Source organism: Sanguibacter keddieii DSM 10542 (assembly GCF_000024925.1).
Classification (GTDB): Bacteria; Actinomycetota; Actinomycetes; order Actinomycetales; family Cellulomonadaceae; genus Sanguibacter; species Sanguibacter keddieii.
Genome location: NC_013521.1, coordinates 67,139 through 85,624, shown reverse-complemented (window position 1 = coordinate 85,624; position 18,486 = coordinate 67,139). Strand labels below are relative to the sequence as shown.

At 71.9% G+C, this 18,486-nt stretch carries 18 protein-coding genes; 9 read left to right on the top strand and 9 right to left on the bottom strand.

Annotation, left to right across the window (positions count from 1 at the left end):
- Positions 1-5 precede the first annotated feature (5 nt).
- Both SKED_RS00405 and SKED_RS00400 read right to left on the bottom strand, forming a co-directional pair.
- The gene (locus SKED_RS00405) at positions 6-704 is read right to left on the bottom strand and encodes a DUF47 domain-containing protein (protein ID WP_143755602.1); all 699 of its coding nucleotides are present in this window, start codon (positions 702-704) and stop codon (positions 6-8) included.
- Positions 617-1,588 carry an inorganic phosphate transporter gene (locus SKED_RS00400; RefSeq protein WP_012865124.1) on the bottom strand — a complete coding sequence of 324 codons (972 nt, stop codon included), beginning with the start codon at positions 1,586-1,588 and terminating at the stop codon, positions 617-619. Before SKED_RS00400 ends, SKED_RS00405 begins: the two co-directional genes overlap by 88 nt.
- Positions 1,589-1,835: 247 nt before the next feature.
- Here SKED_RS00400 and SKED_RS00395 point away from each other — a divergent pair, with 247 nt between their 5' ends.
- From SKED_RS00395 to yczE, 7 genes are all read left to right on the top strand, one after another.
- Positions 1,836-2,753 carry a carbohydrate ABC transporter permease gene (locus SKED_RS00395; protein ID WP_012865123.1) on the top strand — a complete coding sequence of 306 codons (918 nt, stop codon included), beginning with the start codon at positions 1,836-1,838 and terminating at the stop codon, positions 2,751-2,753.
- Complete coding sequence (locus SKED_RS00390) at positions 2,753-3,571, top strand: carbohydrate ABC transporter permease (protein ID WP_012865122.1); 819 nt, start codon at positions 2,753-2,755, stop codon at positions 3,569-3,571. Before SKED_RS00395 ends, SKED_RS00390 begins: the two co-directional genes overlap by 1 nt.
- Before the next feature lie 38 nt (positions 3,572-3,609).
- Complete coding sequence (locus tag SKED_RS00385; RefSeq protein ID WP_012865121.1) at positions 3,610-4,923, top strand: extracellular solute-binding protein; 1,314 nt, start codon at positions 3,610-3,612, stop codon at positions 4,921-4,923.
- Between the two features lie 74 nt (positions 4,924-4,997).
- Positions 4,998-5,633, top strand: a complete 636-nt coding sequence (locus SKED_RS00380; protein ID WP_012865120.1) for a 2'-5' RNA ligase family protein — start codon at positions 4,998-5,000, stop codon at positions 5,631-5,633.
- Between the two features lie 148 nt (positions 5,634-5,781).
- Entirely contained in the window at positions 5,782-8,070 is a 2,289-nt protein-coding gene (locus SKED_RS00375) for a glycerophosphodiester phosphodiesterase family protein (RefSeq protein ID WP_081447867.1), read from the top strand.
- A gap of 32 nt (positions 8,071-8,102) precedes the next feature.
- The gene (locus tag SKED_RS00370) at positions 8,103-8,705 is read left to right on the top strand and encodes a class I SAM-dependent methyltransferase (protein WP_012865118.1); all 603 of its coding nucleotides are present in this window, start codon (positions 8,103-8,105) and stop codon (positions 8,703-8,705) included.
- Positions 8,706-8,789: 84 nt separating this feature from the next.
- Entirely contained in the window at positions 8,790-9,494 is a 705-nt protein-coding gene (gene yczE / locus SKED_RS00365) for a membrane protein YczE (protein ID WP_012865117.1), read from the top strand.
- Here the strand turns inward: yczE and SKED_RS00360 are convergent.
- The 3 genes from SKED_RS00360 to SKED_RS00350 form a co-directional block, all read right to left on the bottom strand.
- Positions 9,478-9,963 carry a hypothetical protein gene (locus tag SKED_RS00360; protein ID WP_012865116.1) on the bottom strand — a complete coding sequence of 162 codons (486 nt, stop codon included), beginning with the start codon at positions 9,961-9,963 and terminating at the stop codon, positions 9,478-9,480. The two genes, yczE and SKED_RS00360, sit on opposite strands and share 17 nt — an antisense overlap.
- Positions 9,964-10,075: 112 nt before the next feature.
- Entirely contained in the window at positions 10,076-10,963 is an 888-nt protein-coding gene (locus tag SKED_RS00355) for a formate/nitrite transporter family protein (protein ID WP_012865115.1), read from the bottom strand.
- 170 nt (positions 10,964-11,133) lie between these two features.
- Positions 11,134-11,595, bottom strand: coding sequence for a MarR family winged helix-turn-helix transcriptional regulator (locus SKED_RS00350; protein ID WP_012865114.1), 462 nt, complete (start codon positions 11,593-11,595; stop codon positions 11,134-11,136).
- Positions 11,596-11,739: 144 nt separating this feature from the next.
- On the opposite strand from SKED_RS00350, the gene SKED_RS00345 reads away from it, so the two are divergent.
- On the top strand, positions 11,740-13,218 hold the full coding sequence (locus SKED_RS00345) for an MFS transporter (protein WP_245534595.1): 1,479 nt from the start codon (positions 11,740-11,742) through the stop codon (positions 13,216-13,218).
- Positions 13,219-13,363: 145 nt separating this feature from the next.
- Here the strand turns inward: SKED_RS00345 and SKED_RS18740 are convergent, their stop codons facing one another.
- A complete protein-coding gene (locus SKED_RS18740) occupies positions 13,364-14,242 on the bottom strand; it encodes a hypothetical protein (RefSeq protein ID WP_012865112.1) in 879 nt (292 codons plus the stop codon).
- A gap of 174 nt (positions 14,243-14,416) precedes the next feature.
- On the opposite strand from SKED_RS18740, the gene SKED_RS00330 reads away from it, so the two are divergent.
- A complete protein-coding gene (locus SKED_RS00330; RefSeq protein WP_012865111.1) occupies positions 14,417-15,412 on the top strand; it encodes an LLM class flavin-dependent oxidoreductase in 996 nt (331 codons plus the stop codon).
- 53 nt (positions 15,413-15,465) lie between these two features.
- Here the strand turns inward: SKED_RS00330 and SKED_RS00325 are convergent, their stop codons facing one another.
- The 3 genes from SKED_RS00325 to SKED_RS00315 form a co-directional block, all read right to left on the bottom strand.
- Positions 15,466-16,398, bottom strand: coding sequence for an ROK family protein (locus SKED_RS00325; protein ID WP_012865110.1), 933 nt, complete (start codon positions 16,396-16,398; stop codon positions 15,466-15,468).
- Entirely contained in the window at positions 16,395-17,177 is a 783-nt protein-coding gene (gene nagB, locus SKED_RS00320; protein ID WP_012865109.1) for a glucosamine-6-phosphate deaminase, read from the bottom strand. Before nagB ends, SKED_RS00325 begins: the two co-directional genes overlap by 4 nt.
- A gap of 109 nt (positions 17,178-17,286) precedes the next feature.
- Positions 17,287-18,444: an ROK family transcriptional regulator gene (locus tag SKED_RS00315; RefSeq protein WP_012865108.1), complete on the bottom strand. Its 1,158-nt coding sequence runs from the start codon at positions 18,442-18,444 to the stop codon at positions 17,287-17,289.
- Positions 18,445-18,486: the final 42 nt, after the last annotated feature.

Below are 18,486 nucleotides of genomic sequence, written 5' to 3'. Positions count from 1 at the left end.
GGCCCTCACACCCCGCGCTTGACCGCCGCGGCCGCAAGGTGGTCAGCCGCCTCTGAGAGCCGGATCCCCACGATGTCCAGACGGCGGAGAGCCTCCCGGCGGCGGAGCGTCGAGTCGTCGAGGGGCTCCGCCAGCAGGCGAGCCATCGCCAGCTGGTAGTGCAGCCGCACCGGGACCTTCTTGGCGGTGAGCGCGGCGAGCGACACGCCTCGGACGTCGTCCCGGAGCGAGCCCGTCGCGTCGGAGAGCGCCAGGACCCCCTCCCGGATCTGCTCGAGGACGGCGATCCAGTCCTCCCCGGGGGTCACGTCGTAGAGGTCGACCTCTCGGACGAAGTCCCGCAGGTTGTCCAGGACGTCGTCGACCGCGCGCGAGAACGTGAAGAAGTCCTCCCGGTCGAGGTAGCTGGTGAGGGCTCTCGCGAGGGACTCGACGACCTGCTCGCGCCAGTCGTCACCGGCGTGCTCGACCTCCGCCACGACGGACCGTGCCGTGGACGCGTCGAGCTCACCGCGGGCGAGACGGAGGGCGACGTCGCACGCCTGCTCGGTCGCCCGGAGCTGACCGAGCAGACCGTCGACGAGGTCGTCACGACCAGCCCCCGAGAGGTTCCTGGCTAGCCGTCGGACACGCCCGCGAGGACGGTCGTCAGGCGGGCTGCGCCAATCCCCACGACGACGGCCGCGGGCACCGTCAGCACCCATGCCAGAGCGATCCTTGCCACGTGCTCCCACCGGATCTTTCCTCTCCCTCGAGCGATTCCTGCACCTACGAGCGAGCCGGACAGCGTCTGCGCCATGCCGACGGGGCTCCCTGCGCGGGAGCTGAGCAGCATGACGACGGCTGTCGACGTCTGCGTGATCACCGTGTCGAGACCCTGGGCGGCCACCACGCCACGATTTACGGTGCGTTCCATGCGGCTCAGGCCGAGGGCCGCGCCTGCGGAGAAGAGCGTCGCGCACACCACCAGCTGCCAGGCGACCACCTCGACGGCAGCCGCGACCGGGGCAGAGGCGACCGCGACCACCGCGAGGATCTTCTGCGCGTCGTTCCCGCCGAACGCGAGGCACAGGACGCAGTACGAGACCGCGTGCCACCGCGGCAGCGCCGCGATCGGGACCTGCCAGCGCCGGGTCGCGCCGTGCAGCACCCGCGCGAGCGCGGCGCCTGCGAGCGGCGCGACCGCGATCAGCCCCAGGACGCGCAGCAGCGACGCCCAGGCGACCTCTTGGCCGGCTCCGAGCGCCGCGCCGGCGATCCCGGCGACCAGGGCGAGCGTCAGGCTCGTGGGTTGACGGCACCGGCTGAGCACCGTGGTCACCACGAGAGCCGCGACGACCGCTCCCAGGAACACCGCACGCCCCGTGTCGGCGCCGCCGTCGGACGGCACCAGGTCGTGGGCGACGGTCGTGGCCACAGCGGTCCCGAGGACGACGGGCGCCAGCACCAGGGCTGCGCCCAGCACCGCCACAGCCGCCCAGGGGCGGGCCCCGTGCACGAGGACGCTGGTGGCGGCGATGGTCGCCCCGGCGTTCGAGCCGTAGACGAGAGCCAGCAGGCAGGCAGCGACGAGCAGCGCGATCTCCATGTCCGCCTCCTGATCCGTCCTGGCTCGTGGCTCGTCGTGACGCGGCGGCGACCCCTCCTGGGCAGCCGCCTGGCGTCTCCCGGTCCGGGACTTGCGGACGCACCGCGCACTCCCTATATTGCCCGATTAGCCCCAAGCAGGACAAAACGTCAACCTGACCCTGACGCAGCACGCTCGCTCGACGTCGAGCAGCAGCTCCCACCTCTCCCGCTCGCACAGCCGCGGCGGGCCGCCCACCGGAGGACTCATGCCTCACCTGGCCACGACCGGATCTCCGGCCACCCGCCCTAGACGCCGGAGTCGGGCGGCACCGTGGGCCGTCTGGGCGCTGGTCCCCACAGCGGTCACGCTCCTCGCCTTCAACTACTGGCCGCTGGTGCGTACCGCCGTGCTGTCGTTCCAGAGCTCCGACCTCTTCGGGCGACCGTCCGGCTTCGTCGGGCTCGACAACTACGCGACGATGCTCGGGTCCGCCGACTTCCGCCGGACCCTGGTCATCACCTTCACGTTCGTCGGACTCAGCGTCGCAGCGAAGCTGGTCGTCGGGATGGCGCTCGCCGTCCCCCTCGCGGCGCGGCTGCGAGGCACCGGGTTCTCCCGGGCGATCGTCCTCATCCCCATGGCGGTGTCCGCCGCCGTCGCCGGCCTCGCGTTCCGTGCGCTCATGAGCCCGACCTACGGGCTGCTCGACCAGATCGCCATCTGGCTCACCGGACAGCCCGCAGGCTGGATCACCGAGCCCACGATGGCCATGGTGTCGATCGTCATGGTCGACGTCTGGACGTCCATCGGCTTCGTCACCCTGCTGCTCATCGCGGCGATCGACGCCGTCCCGCCCGAGGTCGACGAGGCGGCCGCGATCGACGGCGCCTCACGTGCGCGGGTGCTCGCCTCGATCACCGTCCCGCTCATCACGCCGACCCTGTTCTTCCTCGTGGTGACGCAGTCGATCCAGGCGATGCGGGAGTTCACGATCATCCAGGTCGTGACAGGGGGTGGTCCGGCGCGCTCGACGCAGACCCTCGTGTTCGACATCTGGGCCAAGGCCTTCAGCGGGACTGCCGACTACGGCGCGGCGTCAGCCCGCGGGATCATCCTGCTCGTCATCATCGCGGCCCTCACCGCAGTCCAGTTCGGGATCCTCGAGCGGAAGGTGAGCTACTGATGCGCCCCACGATCGCCCGCACCCTGATCGTCGTGTACCTGGCGGTGGCTGCCCTGCTCGTCGCCCTGCCGCTGCTGTACGTGACCTTCGCGGCACTGCGGCCGGGGCAGGCGCTGACGGGGTCGCTGCGCGACCTGGTACCGACCGGCATCGCCTTCGACAACTTCACGTCCGCCCTCCACCGGGCGCCCCTGCTGCAGCAGATGGTCAACTCGGTCGTCGTGACGGTCGCCCAGACGGCCGCGCAGGTGCTCACCGCGCTGCTCGCCGCCTACGCCCTGGTGTTCGGGCGCCTGCGCAGACCGAACGTCGTCTTCGCGTTCATCCTGCTGACGATGATGATCCCGGGCGAGACGATCCTCGTCGCCAACTACCTCACGATCCGCTCGCTCGGCCTCTACGACACGATCCTCGCGGTCTTCCTGCCGTTCCTCGTCTCGGCGTACACGGTGTTCCTGCTGCGGCAGACCTTCCTGTCGTTCCCGAAGGAGATCGCCGAGGCGGCGACCGTCGACGGAGCCGGCCCGGTGCGCTTCCTGTTCGGGTTCCTCGTCCCGCTGTGCCGACCCACCGTCGTCACCGTCACCCTCATGGCCGCGATCTCAGCCTGGAACGGGTACCTGTGGCCGCTCGTGGTCTCCGAGAGCCCTGGGTCACGCACCGTCCAGGTCGGCGTGAAGATCCTGTCCGACGAGTCGGGGACCGACATCGGCGCCTCGCTCGCCGGAGTGGTCGTCGCCGCTCTGCCCACCATCGTGCTGGTCCTGATCGGTCAGCGCTTCCTCGCCAAGGGCCTCACCCAGGGCGCCGTCAAGTGACGCGAAGGCGCGTCACCACCCACCGAAGGAGAACCACCATGCACAAGCTCACCAGAGCCGGCACCCTCAGCGCGTCCGTCGCCGTCAGTCTCGCGCTGGCGGGCTGCGCGGGCGACGGCGACGAGGCTGCCACCGACGGACGCATCGACCTCGACTTCTGGTACTCGGTGTCCGGCGTGCCCGCCGACATCCTCACGGAGCTGGTCGACGACTTCAACGAGGCGCACCCCGACATCTCCGTGAACGCCGTCTACCAGGGCAGCTACTCCGAGTCCATGTCGAAGCTCACCAACGCCGTGCAGTCGGGCGACCTCCCCCAGCTCGTGCAAGGCGGTGACACGTTCTCCACCTACCTCCAGGACACCGGGCTGACGATCGCGCCGGGCGAGGTGACCGCGTCGGACGGCACCGTCTTCGACGAGGACGACGTCGTCCCGGTCATCGCCAGCTACTACACCTCGGACGACGTGCTGACCTCGGTGCCGATCATGGTGTCGCAGCCGGTCGTCCTCTACAACCAGGCGCTGCTCGAGAGCGCCGGCATCGACCCGGCGTCGCCCCCGGCCAGCCTCTCCGAGCTGTTCAGCACGGCCGAGTCCGTGCACGCCCAGACCGGCACGGCAGGGCTGACCAAGTTCCTCGACCCGTGGTGGGCGGAGCAGTTCACCGCCGCGGAAGGGCTGCAGTACTGCACCCCTGACAACGGGACCGCCGCGCCCGCGTCGGCCTTCAGCTACACGGCAGCACCGCAGGTCGCCGTGTGGGAGAAGATCCAGGAGCTCGTGTCGAGCGGGGTGATGCTCAACACCGGGACCGACGGGAGCGCGTCGCTCAACGCGTTCGCCGCCGGCGAGGCAGCGCTGATGATCCAGTCGTCGCGCATCTTCGGCGACGCCGAGCGGGCGGCCGACTTCGAGTTCGGCGCATGGCCCCTGCCGGTCGGCAGCGCCGACGGCGGTGCCGTCCCGGGCGGCAACTCCGTCTGGATGATCGACGACGACCAGAGCGACGAGACGCTCGCCGCATCGGCGACCTTCGTCCAGTACATGGCGTCGCCCGAGGTGCAGACCAAGATCTTCCTCGAGTCCGGATACCTCCCCACCTCGACCACGGCGCTCGAGTCGCTCGACGACGTGTCCGACATGCAGCAGGTCGTCCTGGACCAGCTCGCGGGGACGACCGACTCGGTCCCGAGCGCCGGGTGCCACTCCGGCGCGATGAACGAGGGGCGCGACGCGGTCCGCAGCGCCATCGAGGGCATCGTCGGGGGTGCCGACGTCACCGCGACGCTCAAGGACGCCGAGGAGCGCGGCAACGCGGCCATCCAGCACTACCTCGACCGGCTCGGCTGACCACCTGGGAGGGGCGGCCAGACCAGGCCGCCCCTCCCCCGTCCCCCCTGATCCCCACGAACGAGAGGGCTGTCATGTCAGAGCCTGTCTACGGAGTCTTCCTGCTGCCCGACGCCGCCACCTCGGCCGCGATCTCCAGCATCACCTTCAGCGTCGAGCGGCAGTTCGGGCTCGTCTCCGCCGGGCGCTTCCCCCCGCACGCCACGCTGGCCGGGTCGGTCCCGATCACCGCCCCACCCGAGCGCGTCGCGGACTCGCTCGACCCGGTCCTCGACCAGAGAGCCGCCTTCGACGTCTACAACCGAGGGATCGCCAGGCACGGAAGAGCCGTCGCCTACGACATCGACACCCTCCCCGACGGCAGCACCAACCTCGCGCTGCACCGGCTCGCGGTCGACGTCAACCGTGCGCTCGCCCCGCTGGCGCACCAGATCGACGCGACGCTCGTCTCGCCCTTCGCGGCGGACCGCTTCCGGGCGCACCTCTCGCTCGCCTCCCACGAGCTGAGCACCGACCCCGCGATCGCGGCAGACGTGGAGGCGTTCATCCGTGAGGTTCCCGCCCCGGCCCCCGCCGAGCACTTCACGGCGCGGAGGGTCGCGCTCTACTCGTTCACCAGCGACTGCTGGGGCGGCGCGTGGTGGCGCTCCCTCGCGTGGGAGCGGATCCGGACCTGGTCGCTGCGGGAACAGCCGGCGCAGGGGGCGTGACGCGAGGCCGCGCGGACCGACGAGGCACAGGTGCCGCGCCGCCCTTGTCGGGGCACCTGCGCTGTCGTAATGTCGGAGATGCCCCCCGCAGACAGTCCTCGAGCCGCCGTGAACCGGTCGGCCTACGACGACGTAGGAGGCACAGACCATGCATCTCCGAGCCCGCCGCGCCCTCGTCGTGCCCGTCCTCGCAGCACTTCTGGTGACGTCCGCAGCGATCACCACACCCCCGGCCCTGGCGGACCCGGCCGCTGTCGGGGAACCCGCGGGAGAACCTCGGACGACAACCGCAGGCACCCTGTCCGACGACGACGTGGCGCGAGAGATCGCGCACGGGTGCACCAAGTCCGGCGACGAGATCCTCGCCACCATCCAGGGGCTGAGGGGCGAGGAGCAGTTCACCACGATCCGGCACCGTGGGGACTTCGACGCGAACATCCCCGAGAACAGCCTCACCGCGTTCGAGGAGAGCTATCTCCGATGCCGGCCAGGGATCGAGACCGACCTCCGCCGCACGGCAGACAACACCTTGGTGATGTTCCACGACACGCACGTCGGCAAGATGCTCGAGCCGTCGTACGACCCCCTGACCGGACAGGGACCGAACGCGGCGCTCAGCAGCCTGACATGGGACCAGCTGCAGCAGAAGACCTTGGTGAACATCACCCGAGAACCGCAGGCCGGCGAGAAGGTACCGAGCCTCGACCAGTTCCTCGACCACTACCGCCGCGTCGGGGGCCAGTCGTTGCTCTACGTCGAGATCAAGAACAGCACGAACGAGAAGGCCGCCGCGCAGGCCGAGATCATGGACGCGGTCGAGCAGGTCGCTGCCTTCCACCGGGCACATCCCGAGGTCGGCATCTTCGACCGGGTCGTCTTCAAGTTCCGGATGAGCGCCTTCCCGCTCTTCCCCGAGTGGGCGGAGCGCACACGGGCCATCCCTGACCTCCCGCGCGTACCGCTGACCCAGGTGCAGGTCTCCCGTCAGATCGCCCGCGACCTCGCCAGCGACACCACCATCCCAGGGCACGACGGACCTGCCGGCCTGCGGATGGAGGCCGCTGTGCACAGCTGGTCGACGCACAGCGCGACCACCGACGGCGTCCTCTCGGTCGAGGTCACCATGAAGGACTCCACGGGATACACGGAGACAGACATGCGCGGCCTCTCTGACCAGCTCCCCTTCCCCTTCCGCGGAGTCACCTATCACTCCCCGCACGACGACTCCTCCGCCCAACCCGGGACGATGGCGTCGGCGGTCGACGTCGTCCACTTCTTCGACAAGCCCCTCGGCCAGTTCGTCCCCGTCCCCGACTGGGTCATGTTCCGTGCCCCCGGGTCCTTCAGCTGGGACGACGTGCTGCCGAACGTCGATGCCGGTCACTCGAGGACTCCCGTCACACCGATGGAGGCCTTCTTCAACAACAGCTCGCAGTGCTGCTACTCCCTGCGCGATCGCGTGGACGACCACGCGCAGCTGGACGACGACCCAGAGCAGAACGACCAGCGGATCCTGCTGCCGTGGCTCGAGGACATCAAGGCCACGGTGCTGACGGCCGACGACACCGACAGCATCGACGCCTACTTCACCACCCGCGGGAAGAAGCTCGACGCCGGCGACCACAGCGTCAGCCCGAACCGCCCCGACCCGACGATGAACTCGCTGATCTACCCCGGCTCGACCCGGTTCCCGTCGCTGATGAAGTTCGTCACGGTGGAGCTCGCACCGCGAGGGGACCCCAGGTCATGGTTCGTCCAGGGGAGCGCGGTGGTCTCCGAGGACAGGCCCACGTCCCAGCAGAAGGCGGCTCGGGTCGTCTCCCACGACGGGCCCGCGGGGTTGATGGCGGTCTACGGGCAGGCCACCCTGACGGTCGACATCGCGTGGTCCTGGTACGACTCGCCGGACGTGCGGAACGACGAGACCAGGACCACCTGGGTGATCCCAGAACACCTCTCCGACGGTCGGCACTCCTTCCCGGCGCAGGTCGGCACGACCACCGTCGACGTCCACGTCACGCTGTCGAGACGATGGGCCTCCGCGACAGACGCGAGCATCGAGGTCGTGCGGACCGACCGGTCCTCGCTCTGGGGCATGGTGTGCGGAGGTTCGCTCCACACCCCGACCGACGTCTCGCGGTGCAACTGGTTCGACCAGGCAGGGTCCAAGCTGCTCGACCTCCCCTCCTATCGTCCGACCGAGGTGAGGCCCGGCGACGTCATCGGCATCAGCTCCTCGCACGGGGCCCGTCCGCTCACCGTCAGCACCGCACTCTGGGGCCGAGGGTGGAACGACGTCCCCGTCTCGATGTCGTCCTCACGGATCGACGCCGCCGGCCGGTGGGACACGCCGCTCTCGGTACCAGCGCCCGGCGACCACGGCCTCGTCGACGTCCGCTACGTGCTGCGCGCGGACAGCTACCGGACACCGCTCTGATCCTGCTTGCCGCTCCCCGATACCCTCGACCGATGACCGGGACCAGCGCCGCGTACTCCGCCCGGGCTGCGGAGTACGCAGATCTCCTGGGCTCGATGACTGCGGTGCACCTCGCTGACCGGCAGCTCGTCGACTCGTGGGCCGGAGGTCTGAGCGGCCGCGTCCTCGACGCCGGGTGCGGCCCCGGGCACTGGACCGCCCACCTGCAGAGGCTCGGTCTCGACGCCTACGGGATCGACCTCGCACCGGCGCTCGTCGAGCACGCCCGGTCGACCTACCCGGGCGTCCGCTTCGAGCTGCAGAGCATCGACCAGATCGACGAGCCCGACGGCTCGCTCGGCGGGGTCCTCTCCTGGTTCTCGACCATCCACCACGAGCCGTCGACCATCAGCGTGCCGATCGCCGAGCTTGCCCGCACCCTCCGGCCGGGAGGCCAGCTCGTGCTGGGGTATTTCGACGGTGACGTGTGCGAGCCCTTCGACCACGCCGTCGTGCGCGCGTACCGGTGGCCGGCGGACGAGCTCCACCGCGTCCTCGAGGCGGCAGGGCTCGAGGTGGTCGAGACCCGTCGACGGTCGGCCCGCGGCGAGAGGCCCGTAGGTGCGATCGTGTGCGAGAGACGTCCGCTGCCGTGATCACCTGACTCGACAGCACCCACGGCTGCGGACGCATCCGAGGTGAGTGACCGCGGCACCCCCGCCAGCACCTAGGGTGAGCCGGTGACCACCGCCCGCGTCCTCCAAGACCTCACGCCGCTCGAGCAGCTGCGTGCCGGTCGCATGCCTCGTCGTCTCGTCCAGCTGGTGCTCGGGCTGGTGCTCTTCGGGGTGTCGCTCGCGATGGTGCTCCGCAGCGGGCTGGGCCTCAGCCCCTGGGACGTGCTGCACCTGGGCATCTCGCGCAGCACACCGCTGTCCATCGGGACAGTGGTGGTCCTCATGTCGCTCGCGGTCCTCGCGCTGTGGATCCCGCTCCGGCAGGCCCCGGGGCTCGGCACCATCGCGAACGCCCTGCTCGTCGGAGCGGTGATCGACCTGTCGCTCAAGGTGGTCCCCGACGTCGACCACCTCGCTCTCCAGGTGCCCATGCTGGTGGCGGGGGTGGTGCTCAACGCCCTGGGCGGTGCCCTCTACATCGGCGCGCAGCTCGGGACCGGGCCTCGTGACGGCCTCATGACCGGCCTCTCGCGGCAGACCGGGCTGTCGCTGCGCCTCGTCCGCACAGGGATCGAGGTCACCGCGCTCGTCGCCGGCTGGCTGCTCGGTGGGACCGTGGGCCTCGGCACCGTCCTCTACGCGATCGCGGTCGGACCGCTGGTGCAGCGGTTCCTGCCGTGGTGCGTCGTCGTGGTCGAGAAGCCTGCGCCTCGCCGGCCGAAGACGTCAGATCCCGAGACCCCAGGGCCCGTCACCCCTGGCCCGTGAGCCGGGCCCACAGGCCACGCTTGCGAGCGGTCCACCCGTTGCGCTCGAGGACAGCCTTGACCGGTGCCCTCATCTCGTCGGAGTCGAACCGCCACCCGTAGGTGTGACCCACCTGCCCGTGGTTCGAGGCGATCGGTGAGTACGAGCGGTTGAAGCTCTTGCTGCGCACCGTCCCACGGAACCTGGTCGAGCTGTAGCTGGCGCCGAAGCCCCCGCCGCCGGTGGACCCGACCCTCGCCTCGCTCGCCGAGCCGTGGTCGGTGAGGGAGTACGTCCCGTCGTCGTGGAGCTCGACGACCAGCCGATACGTCCGGTCGACGGTCCCAGCGGCCATGAGCCCGGCCCAGCGCGCGTCGGCGTAGTCCCAGGTCCCCGTCACACCTGCGGGCGTCGCGGTGAAGACGTAGGGGACCTCGGGCGTGCCGAGCGCGACGATCTCGGCCGTGACGTGCTCTCGTGGTGCGGCCATCGGTGTGCCTCCTGTGGTTCCTGCGGGAGACCCAGCCTGCCGCAGGGGAGACACCGGCGCGCTCCCGCGGCACGGGGAGAGGTCCCCGTGCCCACGAGAGCGCGTCCGCCGGTCAGGCGTCCTGGAGCTCAGAGGCCGCAGCGGCAGGCTTCGTCGGGGCGACCGGGGCCGTCGGGGCGCCGGTCACGTCGCCCGTGAGCGCGAGGCGGGACTCGACGCTGCGGCGGTGCGCCCAGTAGAGGCCGAATCCGGTGAGGAGGACACCTCCGACGAAGTTCCCGGCGAGGACGGGCAGCTGGTTCCACAGCCACCAGTCGCCGACGGTGACGTCGGCGCCGAGCATCATGCCGGCGGGGATGACGAACAGGTTGACCACGGCGTGCTCGAACCCCTGCGCGAAGAACGTGGTGACCGGCAGCCACATCGCGATGATCTTGCCGCCCGTGGACCTCGAGGTCATCGCCATGACGACGCCGAGGGTGACCATCCAGTTGCAGAGGACCGCCTTGAGGAACACCAGGGCCAGGCCGCTCGCGCCCATCGCCTCGTAGCCGATGGTCTTGGCCTCGGCGATCTGCACGAGGTTCGCCACGAGCGGGTTCTCGGTGTCCGTCCCCATGCGGCTGATGACCGCGACGTAGACCGCCGCGTAGCCGACCGCACCGACGACGTGCCCGACGAGCACCACGCCGAAGTTGCGGAGCATCCCGCGGACCGTGGCCCGCCCCGTGAAGACCGCGAGCGGGATGAGCGCGAAGCTGCCCGTCACGAGCTCGAGGCCCAGCAGCACGATCATGATGAACCCGACGGGGAAGATGATCGCGCCGACGATCGGCTGCCCCGTCTGGACCGTCGCCTGGAAGGCGAGCGTCGTCGCGCACGCGAGGATCGCCCCTCCGAGGACACCCCGGACGAGGAGCTCGGGGGTGGACAGCGCGGCCTTGGTGGCCCCTGCGTCGATCGCGGTCGCGACGACCTCGTCCGGCTTCACATAGCTCATGGGTGGCTCCCTCTGGTGGAAGGACGGCTGTCACCGTCGTCCCTCGAGCCTGGGCCTCGTCTCGGCACGCACCGTTGCGCGGCGGTAACCCGTGCGTAAAGGTCTTCTCATCACCCTCCCGGAGGGCGGTGAGGTCGCGGTCCGGCAGCGCCGGACGTGGCGGCAGGCCGTCAGTCGACGGGGCGCGGCCAGGGGCGACCCTCGAGCGCCTCGATGCCGCGGTTGAAGCGCTCGAGGGAACGGGCGAAGTCCTCGACCTCGGCCTCCGACCACCCCGACATGATCCGCCCGAGAGACTCGACAGTCCTGGCACGCGCGTACTCGAGGCGCTCCGCGCCCTCGTCGGTCATCGCCAGACGGCGGGCCAGGCCGCCCGCCGGGTCCGGGATCCGCTCGATGAGGTCGGCCTTGAGCATCGCGGCCGTCTGCCGGTTCACCGTCGAGGTGTCGAGCCCGAGGGCGGCGCTGAGCTCGCCGATGGTCAGCGGCCCGTCGAGCTCGATGCGGGTGAGGACGATGTAGGCGCTGCGGTCCACCTTCTTGTGGGCGTCCGCCTTGCGGGGTCCGTCGAAGTAGCTGTGCCGGTTGAGCAGCGTCAGCTCGAGCTCGATCTGCCGCGAGGGCTCCACCATGAGTCTCGGCCATCCTCTCGTCGGTCCGTGGCGCCGTGCGACAGACCAGTCATGTGCATGATACATGTCGTGTGTATAGTGCACATCGAGCACGACGCACCCGCCGGGCCCACGCAGCACCACCGGACGGAAGGACCCACCCGCATGAGCAATTCCACCATGCGCGAGACCCCGGCACACGAGACCGCCCCGCACGCCCGCCCCCAGGTGGTCGTCGCGACGCTCGCCCTGGCCGGCATCGTCGCCGCACTCATGCAGACGCTCGTCGTGCCGCTCATCGGCGACCTCCCCCGCCTCCTCGACGCCTCGCCCTCGAGCACCACCTGGGTCATCACCGTCACCCTGCTCGCCGCCGCCGTCGCGACGCCCGTCGCCGGCCGCCTCGGCGACATGTACGGCAAGAAGCGCCTCATCCTCGCCTGCACGGTGCCGCTCGTCCTCGGCTCCGTCGTCTGCGCGCTGTCGTCGTCGGTGGTCCCGATGATCGCCGGCCGAGGGCTCCAGGGGCTCGGCATGGGCATCGTCCCGCTCGGCATCAGCCTGCTCCGCGACGTCCTGCCCGAGCAGCGCGTCGGGTCGGCCATCGCGCTCATGAGCGCCTCGATGGGGGTCGGCGGCGCGCTCGGCCTGCCGTTCGCCGCGGCGATCGCGGAGCACGGCAGCTGGCGGACCCTCTTCTGGGTGGCGGCCGGGCTGTCGCTCGTCGTCGCCGTCATGGTCGCGGTCTTCGTGCCGAAGGGCGCCGCACGCACCACCCCGGGACGCTTCGACCTCCTCGGGGCGGTCGGGCTCGGCGCCGGCCTGGTCGCGCTGCTGCTCGCGATCTCGCGCGGCTCCGACTGGGGCTGGGCCAGCGGCACCACGGTCTCGCTCTTCGTCGGCGCGGCCGTCGTCTTCACCGCCTGGGGCTGGTGGGAGCTGCGCACCCGGCAGCCTCTGGTCGACCTGCGTGTCACCGCACGCCCGCAGGTCCTCATGACCAACCTCGCGTCGGTCCTCGTCGGGTTCGCGATGTACGCCCAGTCCCTCGTGCTCCCGCAGCTGCTCCAGCTGCCCGTCGAGACCGGGTACGGGCTCGGTCAGACCATGCTCGCCATGGGCCTCTGGATGGCGCCGGCGGGTCTGATGATGATGGCCGTCGCGCCGGTCGGGGCGCGGCTGTCCGCCGTCCGCGGCCCCAAGGTGACCCTCGCGCTCGGGGCGCTGGTCATCGCCACGGGGTACGCATCCTCCATGCTGCTGCTCGGCTCGACCTGGGGGATCCTCGTGGTCACCCTCGTGTGCAACAGCGGTGTCGGTCTCGCCTACGGCGCGATGCCCGCCCTCATCATGTCGGCCGTCCCGCGCGACGAGACGGCCGCGGCCAACAGCTTCAACGCGCTCATGCGCTCGATCGGCTCGTCGGTCGCCGCGGCGATCATGGGCATGATCCTCGCCCACATGACCATGGACCTCGGCGGGACCGCGCTGCCCACCGAGGCCGGGTTCCGCACCGCGCTGCTCATCGGTGCTGGCGTCGGCCTCGCGGCCGCGGTCGTCGCCGCCCTCATCCCCGTCCGCCGGGCGACGGTGACCGGGGACCCGGTCGAGGCGACCCCGGCACGCACAGCCGCCCGCACCTGACTCCACCGACGTCGCACCACCTCCGCCGAGGTCGCACCGACACGCCAGATCGCCACCACTCGAGGACCGGCCTGGCGTGTCAGTGCGACCTCGACTGCATCTGTGCGACCTCGCGGACCGGGATGCGACCTGGCGGGTCTGACCGTCAGGACTCGGGCTCGACCAGGCCGCCGTCGCCGGCGACGAGGTCACCGCAGGAGACCTCCTGCGCGGTCGTGACCACGGCGTCCGTGGCGGCGGCATCCTCGGCGACCACGTCGACCGCGCCGTTGGTGGCGACGTCCCCCGAGGGCGTGAGGTCGACGAGGGTGCGGGTGACCGTCCAGCCGTCCCCCTCCTCCGTCGCGAGGAGCCCGGCGAGGTGCAGCACGCCGTCGACGTCGGTGCAGCCGACGCCCGTGCCCTGGTCGCCGAAGCCTCGGTCGAACACGTACGGCTGGCCGCCGTCGTCGACGGTCTGCGTGACGGCGCAGCCGTCGAGCGAGAAGAGCTGCGCCTGGCGGCCGAGGTCCACGAGGGCGATCGGGGTGAGGTCCGCGCCGACGGTGTTGACCACGGCCGAGGCACCGATCGGGCTCGCCGACTCGATCGGGGCCGAGAACGTCGCCCCCGAGGCCGTGGTGATGCCGAAGGTGCGGTCCGCGCCGCCGGTGATCCACGCGGTGTCGGCCCGGCCGTCACCGTCGACGTCGACCACCTCGCTCGTCGCCGCGCCCTCCGGGATGCCGCCGTCGGTCGCCGGGCAGCCGGCGCCCACGCCGGGCTCGGGGGTCGAGGTGGCCGAGGGCTCTGCGGAGGGCTCTGGTGCAGGCGTCGTCGGCTCCGGTGAGGTCGGCTCGCTCGTCGCCGACGGTGCCGGGGCGGAGGTCGCGCCGCCTCCCCCGCCGTCGTCGTCGGACCCGCAGCCCGCGAGCAGCAGGCCGGCCGCGGCGAGCGCGGCGGTGAGGGACAGGGACCGGCGGCGCGCCGCCGTCCCGGGTCGCAGGCTGGCAGGACGGGCGGGGGTGCTGGTCGAGGCGTTCATCTCTTCGGTCTATCACCGGCCTGTGAGAGGCGCACGCGGTGCGGACGGCTGCGGTCGGCTGCGGACGGCCCAGGCCTTCCCGGCCCGGCCGACCGTGGGTACGATCGTACAGATCGAGTACGGGCGCCCCGCTCCCCCGCCGACCCCAGCTCCCCGACCACCGAGGACCACGCCATGACCACGACCGACCCCGCCACCACCATCGACGAGCCCACCGGGACCCCTGGCCGGCGTCGCACCGGCGTCATGCTCCCCCGGGACCTCCCGCCCACCGAGGTCCTGACCTTCGCGCGTCGCGCGGACGAGCTCGGCTTCGACGAGCTGTGGGTGGTCGAGGACCTCGGCTTCCGGGGCGGCATGACGCAGGCCGCGGCGGTGCTGGCGGTCACGCCGAGGATCACGGTCGGCATCGGGATCGCGCCTGCGGCAGCGCGCCACGCAGCCTTCGCCGCGATGGAGGTCGCGACGCTCGGCCAGCTCTTCTCGGGCCGCGTCATCGCCGGCATCGGGCACGGGATGCCCGCGTGGATGCGCAGCCTCGGCGTGTGGCCGTCGAGCCCGCTGACGCTGCTCGAGGAGACGACCACCGCCGTGAGGTCCGTGCTCCGGGGTCGCGCCGTCCCCGACGGTCGGTACGTGACGCTGCGGCACGAGGAGTTCACCGAGCTCCCCGACGTGGTGCCACCGGTCGTGCTCGGTGTGCGCGGGCCGAAGTCCCTCGCGCTCTCGGGCCGGGTCGCCGACGGGACGATCCTGGCCGAGCCCGCACCGCCGACCTACATCCGCGCGGCCCTCGGGCACATCGCCGCCGCCGGAGAGCACGACCTCATCGCCTACGACGTGGCGGTCGTCGACGACGACGGCGAGCGCGCCCTCGAGGCCGTGCGCCCGGGCCTGGCCTACGTCGGGGAGCCCGACTGGGCGCCGCACCTCGTCGACCTGGACTTCGCCGACGACCTCAGGGCGCTGCGTTCCCGGTGCGGCTCACCTGCTGAGCTGGCCCGTGAGATGCCGCGCGAGTGGGTCGACGCCCTCAGCCTGGCCGGGACCCCGGACGCGGTGCGCGCCAAGATCGCCGCACGGCACGAGGCCGGTGCGGGCAGCGTCGTGCTCACGCCCGTCGGGGACGACCGGCTCGCCCAGCTGGAGCAGCTCGCCCGCGCGCTGTAGCCAGCACCGCCGCATCCTGCACCGCGGCAGCCTGTACCGCGGTGGTCGAGCGCTCACACCAGCTGGGTGCGCTCGATCGCCGCGAAGGTCGCGAGCCCCGACCCGAGCACGCCGGCCCGCTGCCCGAGCGACGCGGTGACGATCTCGGGGACCGCGGCCACGTGGGACAGCGCGTCGAGCCGGGTGCGCAGCGCGTCGACGAGGACGGCGCCGGACGCGGACAGCCCTCCGCCGAGCACGATGCGCACGGGCGAGAGCAGCGTGATGGGGCCGAGGAGCCCGTGGGCGAGCCAGTCCATGGCCTCGGACCACACGGCGTCGGCCCGGGGGTCCGTGCCGAGAGCCGTGACCACGTCGAGGGAGGTCGCCGAGACGTCCCCGGTGACCGCGCCGTAGGCACGGCCGATGGCTCGCGCCGAGGCGTACATCTCGAGGCACCCCGTCTGCCCGCACGGGCACGGGCGCCCGCCCTGCTCGACGGGCATGTGCCCGATCTCGCCGGCCTGGTGCAGGCCGCCGGACACCACCTCGCCGCCGGTGACGACGAGCGCCGCCATCCCGGTCCCGATGAACACGGCGAGCAGGTCGGGCGCGCCCGCGCCGGCACCGAGGCGGTGCTCGGCGAGCCCGGCGGCCGTGACGTCGTGGTGCAGCACGACCTCGAGCCCGAGCAGCGCGGACAGCCTCGCGGCCACGGGCTCGTCCGACCACCCGAGGTTGCTCGCGAGGCGCACCACGCCGGTCTCGGCGTCGATGATCCCGGGCACGGCGAGCCCGACGGCCTGCACCCGGGCGCGGTCGGTCTCGGAGAGCCCGGCGAGCAGCAGCCGGCACAGCGACTCGATGGTCGCGATGGTGGCCTCGCCGTCCTGCTCGGGGGTGGGCAGGTCGGCGCGGACCAGGGGTGCGCCGAGGCGCACGTCGAGCACCTCGCCCCGGGCGTTGGTCCCCCCGATGTCGAGCGCGAGGACCAGGCGGTCGCTCACAACCCCTGCCAGGCGGGTTTGTGGGCGTAGGTGTGGCGGTAGTAGTCGGCGAGGCGCAGGCGCGACGCGGCGGCCTCGTCGAGCAGGACGCTCACGTGCGGGTGCATCTGGGTGACCGACGCGGGGCACACCTGGCTCACAGGACCCTCGACCATCGCGGCGACGGCCTCTGCCTTGCCCTCGCCGGTGGCGACGAGCACGAGGTGGCGGGCCTCCATGATCGTCCCGAGGCCCTGGGTGAGCACGTGGTACGGGACGTCGTCGACGTGGTCGAAGAACCGCGCGTTGTCCTGCCGGGTCTGCTCGGTGAGGGTCTTGAGCCGGGTCCGCGAGGCGAGCGACGAGCCAGGCTCGTTGAAGGCGATGTGGCCGTCCGACCCGATCCCCAGCAGCTGGAGGTCGACGCCCCCGGCGGCGTGGATGGCCTCGTCGTAGCGCCGTCCCGCGGCGGCGACGTCGTCCGCCCCGCCGTCGGGGCCCTGGACGGATGCGGCCGGGATGTCGACCAGCCCGGTGAGCTCGCGCCGGATGACCTCGCGGTAGGACTCGGGGTGGCCGTGCGGCAGCCCGACGTACTCGTCGAGCAGGAACGCGCGGGCGTGCGCGAGGCTCAGGCCGTCCTCCGTGTGACGCCGCACGATCTCTCGGTACACCGGCAGCGGGGACGAGCCGGTGGCGAGGCCGAGGACCGGGGTCTCGTGGGTCCGCAGCACCTGCTCGACGGCGTCGGCGGCGGCCGAGGCGATGCGCTCGGTGCTGTCCAGGATCACGATCTCCATGAAGGGGTCCTTCCGTCGTGCGTCGGTGCGACGCGTCGGCGTCACGGTCAGGCTCGGTCAGGTGGCTCGGGTCGCGTGGACGACCGGTGCGCCGGGAGGTGGGCGGTGCCTACGACAGGCCGAGCTCTCGGCCGAGGACGTGGGCGGCGGCTCCGGCCAGCACGCCGTCGTGCCCGAGGGCCGACATGCGCAGCCGCACGTGCTGGTCGCCGAAGGGCCGGGTCAGCGCGAGGACGGTGGACTCGGCCGCCTGGAGCAGCGGGCCGCCGAGCAGCTCCTCCGGGCCGGAGAGCACGACGTCGCGCAGCCCGAGCGCCTGGGTGACGGGCGCGAGGATCTTGCCGAGCTGCCGTCCGGCGGCGGCGAGCACCCCGGCGGCCTCGGCCGCGCTGAGGCCGTCGATCCTGGCCCGCAGCCGCGGGGCCGACACGAGCGCCTCGAGGCAGCCGCGCCGCCCGCAGGAGCACTCCGGGCCGTCGGCGAGCACGTTGACGTGGCCGATCTCGCCCGCGGTGCCGTCGGGGCCGCGCAGCAGCACGCCGTCGACGAGGATCCCGGCACCGACACCGTGGCCGATCTCGACGAGCAGCAGCCCGTCGCCCGACCCCTGGCCGAAGGTGTCCTCCGCGAGCGCCGCGGTGTCGGCGTCGTTGGCGACGTAGGTGGGGTGCCCGAGGGCCTCCTCGATCTCTCTGCGGAGGTCGACGTTGGTCCAGCCGAGGTTGGGGGCGCGCCGGACGACCCCGTCGACGGACACGACGCCGGGGGTGCCGACGCCGACGCCGAGGACGCGCCCGGGGGCGGTGTCGACGAGGCGTCGGGCGAGGGTGACGGTCTTGTCAACGGCGTCCTGGCCGGTCGCTCCGTCGAGGTCGACCTGGGTGGTCTTGACGCGGGTGCCGGCGAGGTCGACGAGCGCGCCGCGGAGCACGGCGTCGTCGGAGAGGTCGAGGCAGACCACGTAGGCGCCGGTGACGTCGACGCCGACGAGGGTGGCGGGCTTGCCCATGTGGGTGCCGGGGCGGACGCCGAGCTCGGCGACGAGGCCGGCCTCGAGGAGGTCGCTGACGACGTCGGAGACGGTGACCCGGGCGAGCCCGGTCATGCGGGCGAGGTCGGCGCGGCTGTAGGGGCCGTCGTCGAAGAGGTGCTGGAGGATCAGCGACCTGTGGTGGATGCGGGCGTCCGAGGGCAGGAGCTTGCCGGGTGCCGAGCCCGGTCTCGCCGTCGCACGGCGGGTCTCGGCAGGTGCGGGGTTGCGTGCCATAATACTAAGTACACCTTACATACTTAGTCGCTGTCAATCGCC

Excerpts from the sequence above, each read along its gene's own strand:
- SKED_RS00405 (WP_143755602.1), bottom strand. The coding sequence starts at position 704 with ATGGGTGCTGACGGTGCCCGCGGCCGTCGTCGTGGGGATTGGCGCAGC.
- SKED_RS00400 (WP_012865124.1), bottom strand. The coding sequence starts at position 1,588 with ATGGAGATCGCGCTGCTCGTCGCTGCCTGCCTGCTGGCTCTCGTCTAC.
- SKED_RS00395 (WP_012865123.1), top strand. The coding sequence starts at position 1,836 with ATGCCTCACCTGGCCACGACCGGATCTCCGGCCACCCGCCCTAGACGC.
- SKED_RS00390 (WP_012865122.1), top strand. The coding sequence starts at position 2,753 with ATGCGCCCCACGATCGCCCGCACCCTGATCGTCGTGTACCTGGCGGTG.
- SKED_RS00385 (WP_012865121.1), top strand. The coding sequence starts at position 3,610 with ATGCACAAGCTCACCAGAGCCGGCACCCTCAGCGCGTCCGTCGCCGTC.
- SKED_RS00380 (WP_012865120.1), top strand. The coding sequence starts at position 4,998 with ATGTCAGAGCCTGTCTACGGAGTCTTCCTGCTGCCCGACGCCGCCACC.
- SKED_RS00375 (WP_081447867.1), top strand. The coding sequence starts at position 5,782 with ATGCATCTCCGAGCCCGCCGCGCCCTCGTCGTGCCCGTCCTCGCAGCA.
- SKED_RS00370 (WP_012865118.1), top strand. The coding sequence starts at position 8,103 with ATGACCGGGACCAGCGCCGCGTACTCCGCCCGGGCTGCGGAGTACGCA.
- SKED_RS00360 (WP_012865116.1), bottom strand. The coding sequence starts at position 9,963 with ATGGCCGCACCACGAGAGCACGTCACGGCCGAGATCGTCGCGCTCGGC.
- SKED_RS00355 (WP_012865115.1), bottom strand. The coding sequence starts at position 10,963 with ATGAGCTATGTGAAGCCGGACGAGGTCGTCGCGACCGCGATCGACGCA.
- SKED_RS00350 (WP_012865114.1), bottom strand. The coding sequence starts at position 11,595 with ATGGTGGAGCCCTCGCGGCAGATCGAGCTCGAGCTGACGCTGCTCAAC.
- SKED_RS00345 (WP_245534595.1), top strand. The coding sequence starts at position 11,740 with ATGAGCAATTCCACCATGCGCGAGACCCCGGCACACGAGACCGCCCCG.
- SKED_RS18740 (WP_012865112.1), bottom strand. The coding sequence starts at position 14,242 with ATGAACGCCTCGACCAGCACCCCCGCCCGTCCTGCCAGCCTGCGACCC.
- SKED_RS00330 (WP_012865111.1), top strand. The coding sequence starts at position 14,417 with ATGACCACGACCGACCCCGCCACCACCATCGACGAGCCCACCGGGACC.
- nagB (WP_012865109.1), bottom strand. The coding sequence starts at position 17,177 with ATGGAGATCGTGATCCTGGACAGCACCGAGCGCATCGCCTCGGCCGCC.
- SKED_RS00315 (WP_012865108.1), bottom strand. The coding sequence starts at position 18,444 with ATGGCACGCAACCCCGCACCTGCCGAGACCCGCCGTGCGACGGCGAGA.